This window comes from Leyella stercorea (assembly GCF_019052365.1).
Lineage (GTDB): Bacteria > Bacteroidota > Bacteroidia > Bacteroidales > Bacteroidaceae > Prevotella.
Window position 1 is genome coordinate 1 of sequence record NZ_JAHQUY010000031.1, and the last position, 21,090, is coordinate 21,090.

Consider the following 21,090-nt stretch of genomic DNA (forward strand, 5'->3'; position numbering starts at 1 on the left):
CTATTTCGCAAAACTCCAAAATTTTTCAGCTAAATTTGCTATCTCTATATTGCATTTTATATTGTTCACGCAAACACAAAATTATCAATTTGCTTTTTTACAAACATAAATAGATTTAGAGACAAAAAATCTTCATTTATTTGTTAGCAAAATGATAATCAAGCAAGCCTTCAAGCGGACTTTTTAATATTTTTCCCAACTCATAGCCTTGCGACATAGCCGCCTGCTCCAATTGCTTACGATAAAGAAAAGCAACACTTCCAACCGCATTTATAACCGGTTTTGCCTCCGAATAGTTTCTGATATTGCTAATTATGAAATTTTCAAAATTCCTAACAACAAGCGCCTCCAGAGATTCATCGCCGATATGTGGCAATATGAACTTGGAGAGCGAGGCAAGGAAACGATTTGGAGTAGCCGAATGATAAACTTTGTCAATTATATCAGCCTGACTTGTGTGATATTCATCAAAAAAAACATCACGCAGTTCTCGTGAAAGTGTACCTTTCAATATACCATTAATAAAATCACGACCAAGTACTGCTCCACTACCCTCATCTCCTAATATATAACCGAGAGCTGGTGTATGCTCCTTAATGCCTTCGCCATCATAGTAGCATGAATTGGAGCCAGTACCTAAAATGCAAGCAATACCAGAATCGGTTCCACAAAGAGCACGTGCCGCCGCCAGCAAATCACTGTCGACATAGACAGAAGGCTTTTCGCCTACCGCCACACGCAATGCCTTTTCAACAGCCAATCGAAGTTCAGGCGTGCAACCTGCCCCATAGAAGTATACTTCGTCCAAAGAGGTTAAATCAAGAGACTGCTGCTTTGCACGTGGCAACATCTGTTCCTGAACAACAGACAACATTTCATCGTAAGACTGTACGACGGGGTTGATGCCATCCGTATGTACAAGTACATAAACGTCTGACGAATCGGCAAAACACCAATCTGTCTTTGTACTTCCGCTATCTACAATCAATTTCATCTTGAAACGAGTATCTCTGATTATGCTATATACCTAAAATATATGAGAGCCAGAACAGCCAACATAACAATAGCTATCACGACTTTAATCATACAACTTGTTATTTTCTTAACAATAAGAAAGGCTATCACGGCAGCCAATATGCATAGAATATAATAATAAAAAGGAGTTTCCATTGTTCGCTTTTTTATTTTGTTTGTTTCAATTTGCAAAGTTACTAATTTTAATCTGTAATCGTACACAATGTTATAGTAATCATTTTTAGGTATTTCAAAAAATGTAGGTTATCAAGTTTATTCTTTTTCATTTTTTATGTGTACTTTTGTATCCTTGTTACAAGTAATTAGCATTTACACCAAAAAGAAGGATAAAGAATATCGAAAAGTTATAGAAACAACATGAAATTATCAGAATTAAAGACCGGCGAACGCGGAGTCATTGTGAAAGTCATGGGACACGGAGGCTTTCGCAAACGTATCGTCGAGATGGGATTTATCAAGGGAAAAGTAGTAGACGTTCTGTTGAACGCTCCGCTACAAGACCCCGTAAAATATAAGATTATGGGCTACGAAGTGTCGCTACGCCGTTCTGAAGCCGAGATGATTGAAGTGATTTCTGTGGAAGAAGCTGCCGAAATTGAGAAGAACAAGCCTAAAGTATCGGAGCCTCTTGAGAAAGAAAGCGACGGTCTGAGCGACACACAGCTACGCGACGCGGCTATGAAGAAGCGCCGCACAATCAACGTTGCACTTGTCGGCAACCCGAATTGTGGAAAGACCTCACTGTTCAACTTTGCATCAGGAGCACACGAGCGTGTCGGCAACTATTCTGGCGTTACTGTTGACGCAAAGACAGGACATGCAACGTTCGAAGGCTACGACTTCAACATCGTAGACCTTCCTGGCACCTACTCACTTTCAGCCTACTCGCCCGAGGAACTTTATGTACGCAAGGAGATAATCGAGCACACGCCAGATGTTGTAATCAATGTTATTGACGCAAGCAACATCGAGCGCAACCTCTACCTCACCACGCAGCTCATAGATATGCACCTGCGCATGGTGTGCGCCTTGAACATGTTCGACGAAACCGAAAAACGCGGCGACAATGTCGACTATGCAAAGCTCGGCGAACTCTTCGGCGTGCCGATGATTCCGACAACGTTCACAACGGGCAGAGGTGTCGAGCTGCTCTTCCACATTATTATCAATATGTATGAGGGACTCGACTTTCTTGACGACAAAGGCAACCTTGACCCCGAAGTGGCAGAAGGCATTCGCCAATGGCACGAACAGTATCAAAAAACAGAGAAAGAGGAGACGGAACATGAAGAAGACTTTGCAAGCGGTGTCAAACCCAAACACAATGTTTTCCGACACATCCATATCAACCACGGACCATACGTAGAAGAAGGCATAGAGGCAATACAGACAGTTCTGAAACAAGAGAACGACTTACGCCACCGCTATTCTACACGCTATCTCGCAATAAAGCTCCTTGAGAAGGACAAAGAGACCGAACAGCTTATCGTTTCGTCAACGAGTTGTGCTAAGGAAATATTCGCCGTACGCGACAAGGCTGTGGCTAATGTGCAGAACTATACCCACGACGACTGCGAAACAGTCATCATGGATGCCAAGTACGGCTTCATACATGGAGCGCTTCAAGAAGCCGGATACCAAACCGGCAACAAAAAAGACACTTATCAGCTGACACACCTCATAGACCAGGTCATCACCAACCGATATGTAGGTTTCCCGATATTCATACTTATGATATGGATAATGTTCGAAGCCACGTTCTCTTTAGGTCAGTATCCTATGGGATGGATAGAGAGCGGCGTAGAATGGATAGGGTCAATAATAGCCGACAACATGGCAAGCGGTCCGCTTAAGGACATGCTTATCGACGGCGTTATCGGAGGCGTAGGCTCGGTAATCGTATTCCTGCCGCAGATTCTTATACTCTATTTCTTCATATCGTTCATGGAAGACAGCGGATACATGGCTCGTGCAGCATTCATCATGGACAAGCTGATGCACAAGATGGGACTGCACGGCAAATCGTTCATACCGCTTATCATGGGCTTCGGCTGCAATGTGCCTGCCGTAATGGCGACACGCACAATAGAAAGCCGCCGTTCGCGCCTTATAACGATGATGATATTGCCGCTCATGAGCTGCTCTGCACGCTTCCCTATATATATAATGATTATAGGCACAATGTTTGCGCAGCAGTATCGTTCTACGGTAATGATGTCGCTCTACATCGTAGGCATTATAATGGCAATACTCATGAGCCGTCTTTTCAGCAAGACTTTCTTCAAAGGCGAAGACACACCGTTTGTAATGGAACTGCCACCCTACCGTTTCCCTACCGCTAAAGCCATAGGCAGACACACATGGCAGAAGGGCAAGGAATATCTCAAGAAGATGGGTGGAATCATTCTTGTTGCAAGCATTACGGTTTGGGCGTTGGGCTACTTCCCGCACAACGAGGAGTTGTCTCGCGAACAGCAGCAGGAGCAAAGCTATATCGGACGCATCGGTCACGCCATAGAACCGGTATTCCGCGCACAAGGCTTCGACTGGAAGCTTGACGTAGGTCTTGTTTCGGGAGTTGGAGCCAAAGAGATTGTGGCTTCGTCAATGGGAATACTCTATCATACCGAGGATGCAGCAGAAGAAGGCAGCGAGGAGTCTTACACCAACTTGCGCCGCCAGATGATAGCAGACGGCATCACACCGCTCACATCCTACTGCTTCCTGTTATTCGTACTGCTCTACTTCCCCTGCATCGCTACAATAGCAGCAATAAAGGGCGAAACCGGTTCGTGGAAATGGGCTGGCTTTGCAGCTGTATATACAACGGCTTTGGCTTGGATTGTTTCCGCCGCGGCCTACCAAGTGGGAGTATTGTTCGGTCTATAAGAATAATGGAAATAATTTTTCCAATAGACGATAAACACTGTAAACCTATATTAAAAACACCAAGCAAAGGGCAAGTGTTTACTTAAATAATATTATTTCCTGTATATTATTTCAGTATAACACTTGCTTGTATTATAAATTAAGACTATCTTTGCAACGTGTTTTTCATGGTATTAGATTATTAAGGTTAAGAAAGCATAGGTTGTCGTGAGACAATCTATGTTTTTTTTGTTTAAATAAAAAAGCGGATTAATTTATTTCTTAATCCGCTTTGTCAAACTACCATTAAATTTCACTATTGATTCTACCATATAGCTTATGGACGTCTCAGGAATTGCGAGAATGGAGAAGAAGTGAATGCCTTCATTGTCCACCCTATCAAAATACAAGTCGCTGAACACAGCCTGCTTCAGGAATTGTTCCGGCACCTCGTTCATAAACGCCTCTTTTCGCAAATCGCTTGAGTACAAGCGTCGGTTGCCGTTGTACACCGCAAGGTTCACTATATTGTCATAATAAACATTGTCTATCTCTACTCCATCGTCATTTACCGAAGGCTTTATAACCTTATATGTTGTAGGATTAATCTGTATGTAGCAATGATATTTCTCATTGTTGAAGTAGATGACACTATCGCGCTTCACCACCTTCTTCTGATTGATATCAAGAACCGTCTTTGGCACGAAAGCATCCATATACGACGCATCGTTAGTCTTGTAGAGCTTTACGCGCTCGCCGCTTTGATTTCTGAAGACGAAAACGTTAGGCGTCTGCTTCACAATAGTATATTTCGTGGTCTTACCGCCGATCAGCACAAACGAGTTGTCCTCGATGCGGAAATAAGTAGGCACACTTGTCGAATCGGGGAAGTAGACAGAGTCGCCCTTCACACGAAAAGCAACATCCTCACCGTCCTCGTCAAGCCAAATGCCCTGCAGGTTCTTTTTTGCCGTTAAGTCTTCCGTTGGTTGCGCCGGCTTATCGTGCCGGTTTCCGCATGAACCAGCCATGGCGGCAAGCAACAAAACGAATAATGTTTTAGCTATATTATTATACATACTTATTACATGTTAATCTGCGCTGAAATTCAGCCATAACGTCTGCAAAGATAGTATATTTCAGATTAAAACCAAAACAATAAGCAGATTTTAATCTTTTCTATTCAATTTTTAATTATTTATATCAGAGTTATAATTAAAATTTAGTAAATTTGCAGAAATGAGAGATTTGGAGAAACATATAGCAAGGTTACTGTTGGACAATGATTGTGTCATTGTCCCAGGTTTTGGTGGGTTTATGGCTCACAGCATACCTGCGAAATACGACGAAGACACATGTCTCTTCACTCCCCCGATACGTATTGTAGGCTTCAATCCGCAGTTGACTATGAACGATTCGCTTCTCGCTCAGGAATATGTCAACACATACGACATCAGTTTCCCCGAAGCGCTGAAGCAAATCGCTACAGATGTAGAGAGTCTGAAGCGTCGCATTGACGAAGAACGCATCTACGAGCTATTAGGTATCGGCAAATTCATTATCAACGACGATTCCTCCTTGAAGTTCGTACCCGAAGAAACGGGAGTCATTACGCCCGCGCTCTACGGTCTTGATACCATCACCGTTAAACCTATGGAGAAAGGCGTAGAACAAAAGAAGCCGGCTACAATATCGAAAGAAGCAACCGACAAGACAGACGACAAGGAAACGGCATCGTCAGAGACGCTGTCCGTAGAGATTCCTCTGCGCTACATAAAACATATAGCAGCAGCATGCATCGCCATCGTATTCATGCTCACGATGCCTGCCAAGTTGGGCGATTCGAGCAAGCCGAATATCAACCAAAGCGCAATTAGCGCCAACTGGTTCTACGAGATTATGCCTAAGGACATAACAAGCGGCAAGCCCGACAAGCTGAGTGGAATAATCGAAGCGAAAGATTTAACAAACGCTGAAGTCAATGAGACAAACGCAACTGATAGCAAGCAAGTTGCAGAAACCAACGACGAGGCAAACAACAAAATAGAAAGCAAAGCTAACGAAACTTATTTCAGCATCGTGTTGGCAAGCCGTGTGGCTAAGAAGAATGCGGAAGACTACGTAAGCAGACTTCATAAGAAAGGGCTTAAGGAAGCCGCTGTCTACACCGACAGCAATGGTCATACTAAGGTAATTTACCGAAAATTCAGCACAAGAGAGGAAGCCAACAAAGCGCGTAACACTCTGACAAACGATGTTGAATTTGAAGGATGTTGGATAACAGAAATTAAATAAATGAAAAGAGTAAGATGCCCTAAATGTGATAACTTCATCACATTCGACGAGAAGAAATACACCGAAGGCCAGTCGCTGGTGTTCCAGTGCCCCGATTGCGGCAAGCAGTTCGGCATACGCATAGGCGTATCCAAGCTGCGCAACACACAGAAAGAGGACGTTCCTGAAGAGAACGTCGAGGACAGCGAGTGCGGCTACATCACCGTCATAGAGAACGTGTTCCACTACAAGCAGGTAATTCCGCTACACATGGGTGTGAACGTTATCGGACGATACATGAAGAACAGCGGCGTGAATTGTGCCATAGAGACTAACGACCCGAGCATCGATATAAACCATTGCTCCATCACAGTTAGCCGCGACAAGAAAGGCAACCTGAAATACGTTCTGAAGGACGGTCCGAGCTACACCGGCACATTCGTAGACAATGTGATTCTCGGCGACCGCGAGCAGCGCGTGATTGAAGACGGAACGCTGTTCACAATCGGCGCAACAAGCGTCATACTGCACACAGACAACATCAAGGGATAAGCAGACAAGGTGCGGCTTTACATATTATATAAAGCACATATACCTATACATTGCTGTCCGGCAAGACTCAAAAGAACATAAACAGAAAGCCCGAAGCTCTACAAAATAGAACTTCGGGCTTTCTTTAGTTACTGCGCAAAGGAGACATTATTACCACGCTGCGAAAACACAATTACCACGCTTCGGCTATATTGTTACCTCATAGCGGTAATATCGTTACCAGACTATGGTAAATCCACAACTCGTGATAATCTACTGCAAACGAACAAGACTATTACAGTCGGCGCTTAGACAGATTGGCCATCATAACCGCACTCAGACCTGCCGTCTCTGTGCGCAAACGGCTTCTGCCGAGCGATATCGACTCGTAGCCGTGATCTATGGCAAGCTTCACTTCGTCGATAGAGAAGTCGCCCTCGGGACCTACAAGCACCGTGACGGGCGTTTCGACGTCAATCGTAGCGAGTTCGTCGAACAAGTCCTTGCGATCTACTTCAGCATAACAATGAGCAATAAACTTACGGCCCTTGCGCTCTTTCGTAATGAAGTCCTTGAAGCTACACATCTCGTTTACGACCGGCTTGCATGCCTTGTGGCTCTGCTTCATCGCCGAAACAACGATTCGCTCTACCCTATCCGTGCGCAACGTCTTGCGTTCAGAGAATTTGCAATCGAGGAAACTTATCTCATCAAAGCCAATCTCCGTAGCCTTCTCAGCCATCCATTCTATGCGATCCATCATCTTTGTGGGCGCAATGGCAAGAGAGATACGGCCACGCCATTCGCGCTCATACGGCAGCGTTTCAAGAATGTTGTACAAGCAATGCTTGCCCGAAGCCACACTCACCTCGGCATCAAACAATCCGCCTTCGCCGTCTACAAGCACCATGCGGTCGCCACTTTGGAGGCGAAGCACCTTCACGGCGTGCTTCGCTTCCTCTTCGGGCAGTTCGCCAACGGTAGCGGCGTTGGGAACGTAAAAATATCTGATTTCTTTCATTTCTTAAGCCTTAACCTCTTTCTTTGTTCTGAACATAACAAGGAACAGCAGAGCAACGACAAGAGCATAACCAGCGAAGATAAACCAGCATGTCTGCCAGTCGCCAAGCAGATAGCCGTCCTCAGTCCATTGACAATAGTGGTTGATAACCTGTCCGGCAAGCAATGTGCCGACTGTTGCGCCCAAACCGTTTGTCATAAGCATAAACAAACCCTGCGCAGAAGCCTTAACACTCTCGTCGCACTCTGCATTCACGAACAGGCCGCCAGAAACGTTGAAGAAGTCGAACGCTACGCCGTACACAACGCACGACAGCACGAAGAGCAGCACGCCTGGCATCATCGGGTTGCCCAGTCCGAAGAATCCGAAACGGAGTACCCATGCGAACATGGCGATGAGCATAACCATCTTTATGCCATAACGGCGCAGGAAGAACGGAATGAGAAGAATGCACAACGCCTCAGCCACCTGACTTATCGAGACAAGCAGCGTAGCATTGTTGGCTGCGAAAGAGTCTGCCATCTCTGGTATACCCTTAAAACTTGTGATGAACGGTGTTGCATATCCGTTTGTAACCTGCAGCGACATACCGAGCAAGCCCGAGAAAATAAAGAACAAAGCCATGCGCTTTGTCTTGAACAGCTTGAACGCATCAAGACCGAACGACTCGGCAAGCGTCTGAGCCTTCTTCGGCTGGAGCTTGCACTGCGGCAGAGTCATGCAATAAACGAAAAGCACGAAGCTCAGAACACCGGAAACAAGGAACTGAAGGTGGGTGTACTGGAACTTATTGGCATTGTCGGCAAGTGTCAGACCAAATGAACCGCCGTCCACGACGGCACAATTCACGAACCACATCGTTGCGATGAAACCGACAGTTCCGAATACGCGGATAGGCGGAAAGTCCTTAACGGTGTCAAGGTTATGGTTTGTAAGAATAGCGAACGCGGCGGTGTTCGACAACGCAAGCGTAGGCATATAGAAAGCCACACTAAGTGTGTACAATGTCATGAAGATTGTTTTGTCGGGAGTGGCGCTGTTCATGCCCATCATAAAAAGGCTCACCATGAACACACCCGCGATGAGATGGCAATAGCCAAGCAGACGTTGCGGCTGGATAAGTCGGTCGGCTACGATGCCCATCAACGTAGGCATGAAGATTGACACAATACCCTGTATAGCATAAAACCAAGAAATCTCGGCACCCATACCGGCTCTGCCAAGATAATTACCCATAGAAGTGAGGTAAGCTCCCCACACGGCGAACTCCAAGAAGTTCATCAATGCCAAACGCACTTTAATATTCATAATTGTAATAGTTTTTTGTTTCCGATTAAGAGGTTAACAGCATATTTGCAGCCGTTTTGATTCCTGCAAAGTTACAATCTTTTTTAAAAATACGGCAACAAAGACGGGCAAAATACACGTTTTCATTCGGCTTTATAGCGTCCAAATCACAAAACTTTACAAACTATCTGATAAGCCTCGCAATAAAAGCAAGTTTTACGCGTTAATATTTTGACATATCAATATAAATTCGTATCTTTGCAAGGTTTTTGTAACATTTACGAAAGCAGATATTCACTTTTATTACGCGTAAGAAAGTTTAGGTATATAAGATGAGACAACTTAAAATTCAAAAAAGTATTACGAACCGTTCCAGTGAAGCACTCGACAAGTACCTTGTCGAAATCGGTCGTGCTCCGCTGATAACCATTGATGAAGAGATTGAGCTTGCGCAAAAGATCAAGAAAGGCGGTCCGGAGGGCGAACGCGCTAAGGACAAGCTTGTGACAGCCAATCTGCGATTTGTGGTATCTGTTGCCAAACAATACCAGCACCAGGGACTCACCCTTACAGACCTTATCGACGAAGGCAATATCGGTCTGATTAAAGCTGCTCAGAAGTTTGACGAGACTCGCGGTTTCAAATTCATCTCATACGCCGTATGGTGGATCCGCCAGAGCATCCTTCAGGCTATTGCTGAGCAGAGCCGCATCGTGCGCCTGCCGCTCAACCAGGTTGGTTCGTTGAACAAGATCAACCACGAGATAAACAAGTTCGAGCAGGAAAACCAGCGCCACCCGTCAGTTTCAGAGCTTTCAGACGCTACAAACATCGACGAGGAGAAGATCGGACAGAGCCTCATGGCAGACGGTCACCACGTAAGTATCGACGCTCCATTCCAGGACGGCGAAGACAACTGTATGCTCGACGTAATGCCGAGTGGCGAAGACAGCCGCACCGACCGCCAAGTAGACCACGAGTCGATGGCATTGGAGCTGAACTCGGTGCTCAACAAGGTGCTCAAAGACCGCGAAATCACTATCATCCGCGAGTGCTTCGGCATCGGTTGCCACGAGAAAGGTCTTGAGGAGATCGGCGATCAGCTCGGACTGACACGCGAGCGTGTACGCCAGATTCGCGAGAAGAGCATTGCAAAGCTCCGCGACAGCGGCAACGCAAAGATTCTCATGAAATATTTAGGTTAGGCTAAATTTTAATTGTTCAGTAAGTGGCGAACAGTTAGCTTCCGAACTGGTTGTCACTTATAAAAGTGCCCTCGAAAAAAGCAACAGCTTTATTTCGGGGGCACTTATCTTTTATTATATATTGAGTTGTTAACTGCCAACATTATTTTGGGACATGTTAACTGCTACCTATCCGCAACGACATCAAGTATCAGCTTCACCTCAAAGCCTTTCACTCCATTCTTGGCAAGCGTATCCCAATCGTTAGCAAACTCTTTCTCCAACACCTCGCGTGCATCCGCAGCGTTGTTCAAATCAGCGAAGCGCTTGAAGCATTGCGTTGCCTCCGCTGTCTTAGACAGAACGAACTTGGCATAGCCGCAATTAAGCCAGTCGGTATCTGCAACCTTGTCCGACTTCACTATCCAATCGTAGACACGTTCTGCGTCATCGGGCTTACAGTCTACAAGATAGCCCCATGCAATGATGCGCTTAACATCAACGTCGTTGCCGTTTTCATAATCCAAGCGGAACAAGTCGGCAAGTCCGTCCTTCACATTGCCGCTATTTACGAGTGCAAGACTATGACATAATATATAGCGACGATTAGACGGATCAGCAGCCAATAGCTTCTTGTAACATTCTGCAGCATCAGCATAACGCCTCAAAGCGAACAACGTATCGGCAAGACCTTTCTGCACACGCAGCGCATCATAGCCATTCGCCTGCAACTCCTTGAACAAGCTATAAGCATCCTCTATCCTACCAAGTCGCAGATAGGTTAAAGCGCAAAGAAGTTTCTCATCATCGGTTGCAATACCTTTAGCAACGAGGCGCGAAACCAATCTTTCAACATCCTCATACTTCTTCGACTTAAACAAGTGACGCTCAACGACTAACAACTCTTCATGCAACAAACCATCGAACAGCTCGTTACCTATAAAGAAAGCCGCTATTTCGTCGTTTTTACGTTCAAACGGATTCGCAAAATCCTTGCGTTCAGAGTGCAACTTGAAGAAACGATACAAGTCTTGCAGATACATTCTACGTATATAGGCAGCCGACTCCGTATTCACATCGACCGCACTATCTGCAATGCCTTTGCCAGAAGCAACAACCTCTTTTACGCTTGCCGGCAACTTGTCTATAACCGATGCCAGGGCAAACACAAAAGAATACTTGTCTGAGTCGCAGAACGGACCTTGAGCGATAGCCTTACGTATAATATCTCCGTTCTCGCCTTTCAAGACAGACGCCACATCGGGATTGTCGAAAGAGAACGGAGCAAACCAATTGCTGAGTTGATAGAAGAAAGAGAAACGCTTCATGTGTGAGAAACCACCGAAGTAGATGTCGCTACCAGAATCCTTCATAGCCATCATCTTCTTCATCTTATCCTCCATTTCTGCCATATTCTTGTCAACGGAATCAGAATCGAGTATGTCGTTAAGCGAATCTTCATCGCTCTCGACAATACCGTCACGCGTCATCTTGAACTTGTTGTTCTTTATCAGCGTAGGCATTATGTCGCGCTGTATCTCCGCATTGTCTTCTTCGGTCTGCATGCACAAGAACAATTGCAACTGAAGCTCGCCTATCTCACGACGTGCATCTGTAGACTGGCACAAAGACTTGACGGTTTCTGTTATCTCAGGATAAAGCGACGTCTCGCCATGAGGCAACGTAAGCATAGCACCAACCAATGCACGCTGCTTTACGCTTTCTATTGTCGAGTTCGCATAAACATGTACAAGAACGAGCCACTTGTTTACATCAAACACATTAAGCAACGCCATTGTCAGAGCGCTTAAAATAAGCGACACATCATCCTGGTCAACCGTAGGCGAAACAAGCAATTCGCTATAGAAGCGCTTGTTGTCTTCACTCCACTGGTTAGAAACAAGCAGAGCGCTGAACAGTTCGTCCATATAGCGCTGATGTATCGCGTTAATACGAGCAACTGAGGTATTCGGCATATCGCCAAGCGTGAGAGAAGCCATTGCCGTCTCCTGCACATAATTCTCTAACGACTTGCCAACCGACTCGTCACTCGCATCAAAACGCTTTGCAACATTAGCACATCTGATAAAAGGCAGACGCTTCTTAACGATAGACGCCAAGCGCACATTGGAATACAAGCGGAATGTGCGGCGAAGCAAGTGGTTGTATACAATTTCGCCTTGAGGGTCGCGCATATTGTGAGCAAGACAACCGCACATTATGCGATAGTCGTTATCTATCTCCTCAACCTCAGACATGTATTCAGTCAAGGAAAGATCTGTCATGCGCTTCTTTAATAGACGCAACGCTTCGCCGACATTATGATATATAAGTATTGAGTCTTTTATGGTTGGATTTGCCATAGCTTTTACTTTTTGCTTGTGGAAGTAAGGTCGATGTCCTGCTGACGTGGCTTCTCAATATGATTGAACTTCAACTTAGGCAAGGCAGATATTGTACGATCGTCCACCTTATAATATTTACGAAGCACATCTGCATATCTGCCCATGCCATTAGCATTGAGCGAGTCGCAAGCCATATTGTATGCCTTGGTGAAAGCAGCGAGTTGTTTTCTGCGTCTTGCATCTGCCGTACGGTCTTTGCGTACAGCTATCACTCCCAAACATTTGTTAACATCTCTACTGTCTATAACGACATTATTTCCAGCCAAACGTGCAGTAGTAGCTAAAGGCTCTGCAAGCCAAACTGCATCCATCTCATTATTAAGCAGCATGCGCAAGCGGATGTTGACATCATTGACTTGAATGCGAAACGCCATAGACGAGAGCTTTGCGCCCGCAAGAACACGATCGCAAAGATAGTCGGTAGCCGAATAGCGAGTCATGGCTATCATCTTATCGCCGAACTGATCGATACGCTTCAGACGACTCTTGCGACTGGCAATAAGCTGCCAATAAGCGCCGGTTGTAGATAGATAATCAAGTGAAGTGCCGCCAGCTGTCATACGCTTTGCACGCACAATATCGGTAACGATGCCTTCTACAGAACCGCCAACGAAAGCTGTATCGCAATCCATTTGGGCAGTAAAGCAACGCAAACGCACATCAACACCAAGAGTGTCGAACATACGGTGCTCTTTAGCAAGGAACAACGGCATACAATCCGCCGTAGGAAGTACGGCAAACTTCAACGCTAACGAGTCTTCACGATGCAGACGCTGGCGTTCGGCACGGGTCAAACGTTCTTTCTCCTCGATGGAGTTGCCGCACGAAACGGCAAATATGGCTAAAAGTATATAAATCACAATATGTTTCATGTGGCAAAAGTAGCAATAAATTTTGACACAACGAAAAATATTGTTACTTTTGTCGGTAATAAGGCGTGGCGATAAATGCCACGACAAATAAATAAGACAATCATTATTATGGCAAAGACCAAAACAGCATATGTTTGCAGCAACTGCGGGCAAGAATCAACGAAATGGATCGGCAAATGCCCTAACTGCGGAGAATGGAACACATTCAAGGAGATACGCCTCGGCGCAAGCCAACCTGGCGGCAATGCGGACGGACTATTCCGCCACAACAATGCTACATCCGGCAAAAGCAGTCCGATTAAGCTTTCGGACATCCCGACGCAAGACGATCCACGCATCGACATGCACGACGACGAACTGAACCGCGTGCTTGGCGGCGGACTCGTTGTGGGAAGCATCGTGCTGCTTGGTGGCGAACCAGGTATAGGCAAAAGTACGTTGACACTTCAAACCATACTCAACATCCCCGACCGTAAGATTTTGTATGTCAGCGGCGAGGAAAGCGCACACCAGTTAAAAATGCGCGCCGAGCGCCTGCTTGGAGGGATGGCTAACGCAACAACTGCAGCTGTCGACAACATTAATATATTGTGCGAGACATCGCTACAGAAGATATTTGAGTTTGCGAACGAACTCGCACCGGAGTTGCTCGTAATCGACTCTATACAGACAATCGCGACTGACGAGGTGGAAAGCAGTCCGGGCAGCATCACGCAGGTGCGTGAATGCGCCGCTTCGCTGCTCCGTTTTGCAAAGACTACGGGCACACCGGTCATACTCATCGGACATATAAATAAGGAAGGAACGCTTGCCGGACCGAAGATTCTGGAGCACATTGTAGACACCGTGATACAATTTGAGGGCGACCAGCACTATATGTACCGCATCTTGCGATCGATAAAGAACCGTTTCGGAAGCACTTCCGAGCTCGGTATCTACGAAATGCAGCAAACCGGCTTGCGCCAAGTAAGCAACCCTTCAGAACTACTGCTGTCGCAAGACCACGAAGGACTGTCGGGAGTGGCTATCAGTTCGGCAATAGAGGGCGTACGCCCTTTCCTCGTAGAGACTCAGGCTCTCGTTTCGTCAGCAGCATACGGCACGCCACAGCGTTCGGCTACAGGGTTTGACCAGCGCCGTCTGAACATGTTGCTCGCAGTTCTAGAAAAGCGTGTAGGTTTCAAACTGACACAGAAGGACGTTTTCGTGAATATAGCCGGCGGACTCCGCGTAACCGACCTTGCCATGGACTTGAGCGTTATAGCTGCCGTATTGTCAAGCAACGTAGATACGGCAATAGAAGCCGGATGGTGCATGGCAGGCGAAGTAGGACTAAGCGGCGAAGTACGCCCTATCAACCGCATTGAGCAGCGAATCGGCGAAGCAGAAAAGCTCGGCTTCACAGATATAATACTACCGCTACACAACGTACAGAGCATCAATGCACGCAAGTACAAAATCAACATTCATCCAGTTAGAAAGGTTGAAGAAGCGCTTAGAGCTTTGTTCGGATAACGTTAAAGAAAACATTAAAGTTTAAGACAGACAACATTGACTATCATAGGGTTAAGAATTTATATTACATAAAACATTAAAAGAAAGAGAATATGAAAAACTCAGTAATAATCGTGAGTGGCGGAATGGATTCCATCACCCTACTCTACGACCACAAAGACGAGATTGCACTCGGCATTTCGTTCGACTACGGTAGCAATCACAACGCACGAGAGATACCGTTTGCCAAGATGCACTGCGAGAGACTCGGCATCAAACACATTACAATAAACCTCGACTTCATGCACCAGTATTTCAAGTCGAGCTTGCTTGATGGTGCGGAGGCAATCCCCGAAGGACATTATGCTGACGACAACATGAAGTCGACGGTTGTGCCGTTCCGCAACGGCATTATGCTTTCCATCGCCATCGGCATAGCAGAGAGCAACAATCTCGACCAAGTGTTTATTGCCAATCATGGTGGCGACCACACCATCTATCCCGATTGCCGCCCAGAGTTCATAAACGCCATAGACGCAGCTGCTACGGCAGGCACCTATAATAATGTAAAAGTAGTTGCGCCATACACAAAGATTACCAAAAGCGACATTGCACGCATAGGCAAAAAGCTTGGCATCGACTACACCGAAACATGGAGCTGCTACAAAGGCGGCGAAGTGCATTGCGGCAAATGCGGCACCTGCGTAGAACGCAAGGAAGCTCTCGCAGAAGCCGGAATAGAGGATAAAACAATATACGAATAAGTAAATTTAACTGCGAACTTGCAAAATATCTATATATTTTTAGTAAATTTGCGGTCAAATACAGGCATTTAGCTTAAAAACAGAAATATTTCTAACTTTTAATAAACATTTTAAGAAAATGAAAATCGCAGATTTTAACTTTGCCGGCAAGAAGGCAATTGTACGCGTAGACTTCAATGTACCATTGGACGAGAATGGAAAAGTAACAGACGATACCCGTATCCGCGGCGCTCTTCCTACACTTAAGAAGGTGCTTGCAGACGGCGGCGCTCTCATCATGATGTCTCACATGGGCAAGCCGAAGGGCAAGGTTAACGAGAAGCTCTCTTTGAGCCAGATCGTTCCTAACGTATCTGCTGCTCTCGGTGTAGAGGTTAAGTTCGCTAAGGATTGCGGCAACGCTTCTGAAGAGGCTGCAGCTTTGAAGCCGGGCGAGGCACTTCTTCTTGAGAACCTCCGCTTCTATCCGGAAGAGGAAGGCAAGCCGGTAGGCGTAGAGAAGGGCACACCTGAGTACGACGCAGCAAAGAAGGAGATGAAGGTTCGCCAGCAGGAGTTCGCTAAGAAGCTCGCTTCTTACGCAGACTGCTACGTAATGGACGCATTCGGTACAGCTCACCGCAAGCACGCTTCTACAGCCGTTATCGACGAGTACTTCGACAAGGATCACAAGATGCTCGGCTACCTCATGGAGAAAGAGGTACATGCTGTTGACGCAGTTCTCGGCAACATCAAGCGCCCGTTCACAGCTATCATGGGTGGCTCTAAGGTTTCTACAAAGATCGGCATCATTGAGAACCTCCTCACAAAGGTTGACAACCTCATCCTCTGCGGTGGTATGACATACACATTCGCCAAGGCTCAGGGCGGCCACATCGGTCTCTCTATCTGCGAGGACGACAAGCTGGACGTAGCTCTCGACGTTATAAAGAAGGCTAAGGAGAACGGTGTAAACCTCGTTCTCGGCACAGACTCTGTATGCGGCGACGCATTCAAGAACGACTGCAACACACAGGTTTGCCCGTCAGGCGCAATTCCTGAGGGTTGGGAAGGTATGGACGCAGGTCCTGAGACACGCAAGCTCTTCGCAGACGCTATCAAGGGCGCTAAGACTATCCTCTGGAACGGTCCTGCAGGTGTATTCGAGTTCGACAACTTCGCTGGTGGCTCAAAGGCAATCGCTGAAGCAATCGCTGAGGCAACTAAGGAAGGCGCATTCTCACTCATCGGTGGTGGCGACTCTGTAGCTTGCATCAACAAGTTCGGCTTGGCTGACCAGGTTTCTTACATCTCTACTGGTGGTGGCGCTCTTCTCGAGGCTATCGAGGGCAAGGTACTCCCGGGCGTAGCTGCTATCGAGGCATAAGCTATTTAGCTTCAAAGTAGACAAAACATAATATGGCTGCAAACTATATACATTAATATATATGGTTTGCAGCCTTTTTCATTCATCACTCGATGCTATTGGATAGTTTTTTATTAAATAAAGTTAAGATTTAGATATTAGAATTACTTCGCATACTTTATTTAAGATAAAATCAGTACCTTTGCACTCGCAATTTTGCAAAAGTAATATTTATTTAATTTTTAACACAATGAATCGATACGAAACCGTTTTCATTTTGACTCCCGTTTTGTCTGATGAACAGATGAAGGAAACGGTCGCTAAGTTCAAGAAGCTCCTCACTGACAATGGTGCAGAGATTGTGAACGAAGAGGCTTGGGGACTCAAGAAGATGGCTTATGCTATCCAGAAGAAGTCTACAGGATTCTATTGCCTGTTGGAGTTCAAGGCTGAGCCAACAATTATCAAGACTCTCGAGACTGGCTATCGCCGCGACGAGAAAGTTATTCGTTACATCACTGTTAAGCTCGACAAGTATGCAGCTCAGTATGCAGAGAAGCGAGTTAACAAGTTCAAAAAAGAGGAGGCTTAAAACATGGCAGCAGTAGAATCAGAAATTCGCTATTTGACTCCACCTTCAGTGGACACACGCAAGAAGAAGTATTGCCGTTTTAAGAAGAGCGGTATCAAGTACATCGACTACAAGGATCCTGAGTTCCTCAAGAAGTTCTTGAACGAGCAGGGCAAGATCCTTCCGCGTCGTATCACAGGTACATCTTTGAAGTATCAGCGTCGCGTAGCACAGGCTGTTAAGCGTGCTCGCCAGATTGCGTTGCTTCCTTACGTAACCGATTTGATGAAATAAATTAAGGAGGAATAGCAATTATGGAGATTATACTTAAGGAAGATATTATCGGCTTGGGTTACAAGAACGATATCGTAAACGTAAAGAATGGTTATGGCCGTAACTACCTGATCCCGCAGGGTAAGGGTGTTATCGCTTCTGAATCAGCAAAGAAGGTTCTCGCTGAGAACTTGAAGCAGCAGGCTCACAAGCTCGCTGTCCTCAAGGCTGAGGCTGAGAAGAAGGCTGAGGCTCTCAATGGTGTTGAGCTCGTTATCGAGGCTAAGGTTAGCGCTACTGGTGCTACTTACGGCTCTGTAAACGCAAACATCGTTGCTGAGGAACTTCAGAAGAAGGGCTTTGAGATTGATCGCAAGATCATCACAATGCGCGACATCAAGACTGTTGGCGACTTCGAGGCTACTATCCACTTCCACAAGGAGGTTGAGGTTAAGCTCCCGGTTAAGGTCGTAGCAGAGAACGCTGTAGTTGAGGCTCCGGTTGAAGAAGCAAAGGCTGAGGCAACTGAAGAGAACGCAGCTGAGTAATTCGATTTACAGATTACAACATAAAATTGAAGGTAGAATGTTTCGACATTCTACCTTTAATCGTTTTATAGGTTAATTTTTATCGTCTCGCCCTCAAAAAAATAAAGCATTGCGCCAACACAATTAATTGACACAATGCCGTATTATTTCGCTTCCGCCCAATATCGGTTTAATATTGACGCAACGCAGAAAGTAACTCGTTATTCTCAGGCTTTGAACCGATGGTTATGCGCAAGCAATTCTCGCACAACGGCATACCGGAACAATCCTTTACCATTATTCCCCTATCCGACAGATATTTATATACAGCTTGCGCATTCTCAAACTTTACAAGCAAGAAGTTTGTTTCTGACGGATAGACACGTTTGCAAATAGGCAAGTCCATGAAAGCAGAAACCATACGCTGGCGCTCGAGAATGATTGTGCGCACGCGCTTTTCAGCTTCAAATGTGTCTCTGAATTCTTCTATGGCAACCTTCTGCGACAATGAGTTCAAAGCAAAAGGCGCCGCTACCCTATTCAATATGCCAACAATGTCACGACTTGCATAAAGCATAGCCACCGAAATGGCAGCACACCCCCAAGAATTGTCCATCGTGTTCATCACAACAAGATTTTCATACTTTGCAAGTCGAGAGCGCCAAGAAGCCCGGTTACTGAAGTCTACATACGATTCATCCAAAACAACGATTCCATCGAACATCTCCAGCAGCATAATCACTTCAGAAGGATTGGCTGCAGCACCGGTTGGAGAGTTCGGCGAACAGATCCAAATAAGTTTGGTATGCTCATCACATTGCTCAAGTACACGCTCCGCATTCAACTGGAAGTTATCGGCGAGCAAAACACGACGATTCTCCACATCGTTCAACTGCGCTAAAGCACCATATATATAATATGTAGGCTCAACAGTGATAACATTGTCAACACCAGGCGTACAAAAGCAACGATACATTGCGTCGACAAGCGCATGGCGTCCGTTTGCCACAAACACATTACCCACACCAACATTCTTCACCTTAGCAATCGATGTCTTCAGCACATTCAACAAAGCATCCGGATAACGGTTATAAGGCGAATTATATGGGTTTTCGTCTCTGTCGAGCCATATACACGACTCAGAACGTCGAGCACCTTCATATTTAAAATCCTGCAAAGTCATATTCAAGATGTTCGTTCGCACCAATTCCTCTAATGGTTTCATAAATAATAATTCGAAAAGTTCAACTCTAAATATTAATACACAAAAGTAAGTTATTTTTAGGTATTATGCAAGATTTATTGTACTTTTGTAGGCTCTTGAGAACAAGTTTATATGCATACAAAATCAATCCTCACACTCCTACTCATAATGGCACTCGGAGCTTGCACAGAGAAACAACAATCTACGCAAACTCCTTGGGGCGACACGTTCGGAACAGACACCACTACATCGCAGACATTCTCGCTCAGAGACATTCAAGAAAGCGGTGAAATGGTCGTTTTAACTATAAGTGGACCAGACACTTATTACGAATATAGAGGAAAACAATTAGGCACGCAGTATCTTATGTGTGAGAAATTTGCACAGAAAATCGGCGTGTCTCTACGCGTTGACATTTGCAGAAGCATCGATGAAATGGTCAAAAAATTCAAATCTGGAGATGCAGATATGATTGTATACCCTATTCCGACCTCCACAAAAGGTATAATACCGTGCGGATACAGCACAGACCAAGGCAAACTCTCCTGGGCTGTAAGAGACGGCAATACAGAATTAGCAGACAGCATCAAGAACTGGTACAAGCCTGAGATTGCAGCAAATGTAAAACGTGAGGAAAAAGAGTTGTTCTCCACACAAAGCATCCACAGACATGTGTATGCCCCAATGCTGAACACACAAGCAGGCATCATCTCCAACTACGACCACCTTTTTAAGCGCTACGCCCCTATCGCAAGATGGGACTGGCGACTGCTTGCTGCCCAATGTTATCAAGAATCATGCTTCGACCCTAAGGCGTATTCTTGGGCTGGCGCAAAGGGATTGATGCAGATTATGCCAGAAACTGCAAGACGTCTCGGATTAGCAGAAAGTGAAGTATACGAACCGGAGCAAAACATCTATGCAGCAGTGCGTTACATCAACGAGTTAAACTCGCACTTTACGGATATAAGAAACCCAGAAGAACGCAAATTCTTTATACTTGCAAGCTACAACGGCGGATTCTTTCATATCCGTGACGCTATGGCATTGACTAAAAAGAACGGCAAGAATCCACACAAATGGATACATGTAGCTGAATACGTACTAAAGCTCAGCACACCAGAATGCTATAACGACCCCGTAGTCAAATACGGATATATGCGTGGTAGCGAGACTGTCAACTACGTTAGTGCCATATATAGCCGCTGGCAGAAGTATCGAGGCGTCAGAAATGCATCGTCATTAGCCCCAACCGATGATGCCCCAACCGTTTATGAGCCACACAAAGCAAGCAAGAAACACCGTTTCAAGCTCAAGAATGTTAAAGATAATTAATAATTAAAACACATATAATATATAATTGTATCGTTACGGAAAAATATGCGTACCTTTGCAACTCGATTTAATAATTCACATAAAGTCTAACTTTATTAAT

At 45.6% G+C, this 21,090-nt stretch carries 18 protein-coding genes; 11 read left to right on the top strand and 7 right to left on the bottom strand.

What is annotated here, in order from left to right; genetic code table 11:
* Window positions 1-136: 136 nt before the first annotated feature.
* Complete coding sequence (locus KTQ90_RS07090) at window positions 137-994, bottom strand: ATPase (protein ID WP_217317757.1); 858 nt, start codon at window positions 992-994, stop codon at window positions 137-139.
* A 398-nt stretch (window positions 995-1,392) separates the two neighbouring features.
* Between KTQ90_RS07090 and feoB the strand changes: the two genes are divergently transcribed.
* Window positions 1,393-3,924 (top strand): ferrous iron transport protein B, encoded by a 2,532-nt coding sequence (feoB, locus tag KTQ90_RS07095; RefSeq protein ID WP_217317758.1) that lies wholly within the window; start codon window positions 1,393-1,395, stop codon window positions 3,922-3,924.
* A 254-nt stretch (window positions 3,925-4,178) separates the two neighbouring features.
* On the opposite strand, the gene KTQ90_RS07100 is transcribed toward feoB, so the two are convergent.
* Window positions 4,179-4,982, bottom strand: a complete 804-nt coding sequence (locus KTQ90_RS07100; RefSeq protein WP_217317759.1) for a DUF4738 domain-containing protein — start codon at window positions 4,980-4,982, stop codon at window positions 4,179-4,181.
* 160 nt (window positions 4,983-5,142) lie between these two features.
* Here KTQ90_RS07100 and KTQ90_RS07105 point away from each other — a divergent pair, with 160 nt between their 5' ends.
* Entirely contained in the window at window positions 5,143-6,198 is a 1,056-nt protein-coding gene (locus KTQ90_RS07105; protein WP_254359318.1) for an HU domain-containing protein, read from the top strand.
* Window positions 6,199-6,729 carry an FHA domain-containing protein gene (locus tag KTQ90_RS07110; protein ID WP_217317761.1) on the top strand — a complete coding sequence of 177 codons (531 nt, stop codon included), beginning with the start codon at window positions 6,199-6,201 and terminating at the stop codon, window positions 6,727-6,729. It abuts the gene before it with no gap.
* Window positions 6,730-7,003: 274 nt separating this feature from the next.
* On the opposite strand, the gene KTQ90_RS07115 is transcribed toward KTQ90_RS07110, so the two are convergent.
* Window positions 7,004-7,729, bottom strand: a complete 726-nt coding sequence (locus KTQ90_RS07115) for a 16S rRNA (uracil(1498)-N(3))-methyltransferase (RefSeq protein WP_217317762.1) — start codon at window positions 7,727-7,729, stop codon at window positions 7,004-7,006.
* A 3-nt stretch (window positions 7,730-7,732) separates the two neighbouring features.
* Entirely contained in the window at window positions 7,733-9,037 is a 1,305-nt protein-coding gene (locus tag KTQ90_RS07120) for an MFS transporter (protein ID WP_217317763.1), read from the bottom strand.
* A 311-nt stretch (window positions 9,038-9,348) separates the two neighbouring features.
* Between KTQ90_RS07120 and KTQ90_RS07125 the strand changes: the two genes are divergently transcribed.
* The gene (locus KTQ90_RS07125) at window positions 9,349-10,221 is read left to right on the top strand and encodes a sigma-70 family RNA polymerase sigma factor (protein ID WP_022159077.1); all 873 of its coding nucleotides are present in this window, start codon (window positions 9,349-9,351) and stop codon (window positions 10,219-10,221) included.
* A 164-nt stretch (window positions 10,222-10,385) separates the two neighbouring features.
* Here KTQ90_RS07125 and KTQ90_RS07130 read toward each other — a convergent pair whose 3' ends face one another.
* Together KTQ90_RS07130 and KTQ90_RS07135 are read right to left on the bottom strand one after the other, a co-directional pair.
* Window positions 10,386-12,563: a tetratricopeptide repeat protein gene (locus KTQ90_RS07130; RefSeq protein WP_217317764.1), complete on the bottom strand. Its 2,178-nt coding sequence runs from the start codon at window positions 12,561-12,563 to the stop codon at window positions 10,386-10,388.
* A gap of 5 nt (window positions 12,564-12,568) precedes the next feature.
* Complete coding sequence (locus KTQ90_RS07135) at window positions 12,569-13,477, bottom strand: ABC transporter substrate-binding protein (RefSeq protein ID WP_217317765.1); 909 nt, start codon at window positions 13,475-13,477, stop codon at window positions 12,569-12,571.
* Between the two features lie 108 nt (window positions 13,478-13,585).
* Here KTQ90_RS07135 and radA point away from each other — a divergent pair, with 108 nt between their 5' ends.
* The 6 genes from radA (at window position 13,586) to rplI (ending at window position 18,472) form a co-directional block, all read left to right on the top strand.
* The gene (radA, locus tag KTQ90_RS07140) at window positions 13,586-14,992 is read left to right on the top strand and encodes a DNA repair protein RadA (RefSeq protein ID WP_217317766.1); all 1,407 of its coding nucleotides are present in this window, start codon (window positions 13,586-13,588) and stop codon (window positions 14,990-14,992) included.
* A gap of 92 nt (window positions 14,993-15,084) precedes the next feature.
* Entirely contained in the window at window positions 15,085-15,735 is a 651-nt protein-coding gene (gene queC, locus KTQ90_RS07145; RefSeq protein WP_022159081.1) for a 7-cyano-7-deazaguanine synthase QueC, read from the top strand.
* 118 nt (window positions 15,736-15,853) lie between these two features.
* Window positions 15,854-17,101 (top strand): phosphoglycerate kinase, encoded by a 1,248-nt coding sequence (locus KTQ90_RS07150; protein ID WP_217317767.1) that lies wholly within the window; start codon window positions 15,854-15,856, stop codon window positions 17,099-17,101.
* Window positions 17,102-17,330: 229 nt separating this feature from the next.
* A complete protein-coding gene (gene rpsF / locus KTQ90_RS07155; RefSeq protein ID WP_007898864.1) occupies window positions 17,331-17,672 on the top strand; it encodes a 30S ribosomal protein S6 in 342 nt (113 codons plus the stop codon).
* 3 nt (window positions 17,673-17,675) lie between these two features.
* Complete coding sequence (gene rpsR, locus KTQ90_RS07160) at window positions 17,676-17,945, top strand: 30S ribosomal protein S18 (protein ID WP_007898866.1); 270 nt, start codon at window positions 17,676-17,678, stop codon at window positions 17,943-17,945.
* A 20-nt stretch (window positions 17,946-17,965) separates the two neighbouring features.
* Window positions 17,966-18,472 carry a 50S ribosomal protein L9 gene (gene rplI / locus KTQ90_RS07165; RefSeq protein WP_022159083.1) on the top strand — a complete coding sequence of 169 codons (507 nt, stop codon included), beginning with the start codon at window positions 17,966-17,968 and terminating at the stop codon, window positions 18,470-18,472.
* A 169-nt stretch (window positions 18,473-18,641) separates the two neighbouring features.
* On the opposite strand, the gene KTQ90_RS07170 is transcribed toward rplI, so the two are convergent.
* Window positions 18,642-19,676 (bottom strand): aminotransferase class I/II-fold pyridoxal phosphate-dependent enzyme, encoded by a 1,035-nt coding sequence (locus tag KTQ90_RS07170; RefSeq protein ID WP_217317768.1) that lies wholly within the window; start codon window positions 19,674-19,676, stop codon window positions 18,642-18,644.
* 111 nt (window positions 19,677-19,787) lie between these two features.
* Here KTQ90_RS07170 and KTQ90_RS07175 point away from each other — a divergent pair, with 111 nt between their 5' ends.
* Window positions 19,788-20,990 (top strand): transglycosylase SLT domain-containing protein, encoded by a 1,203-nt coding sequence (locus KTQ90_RS07175; RefSeq protein WP_217317769.1) that lies wholly within the window; start codon window positions 19,788-19,790, stop codon window positions 20,988-20,990.
* Window positions 20,991-21,090: the final 100 nt, after the last annotated feature.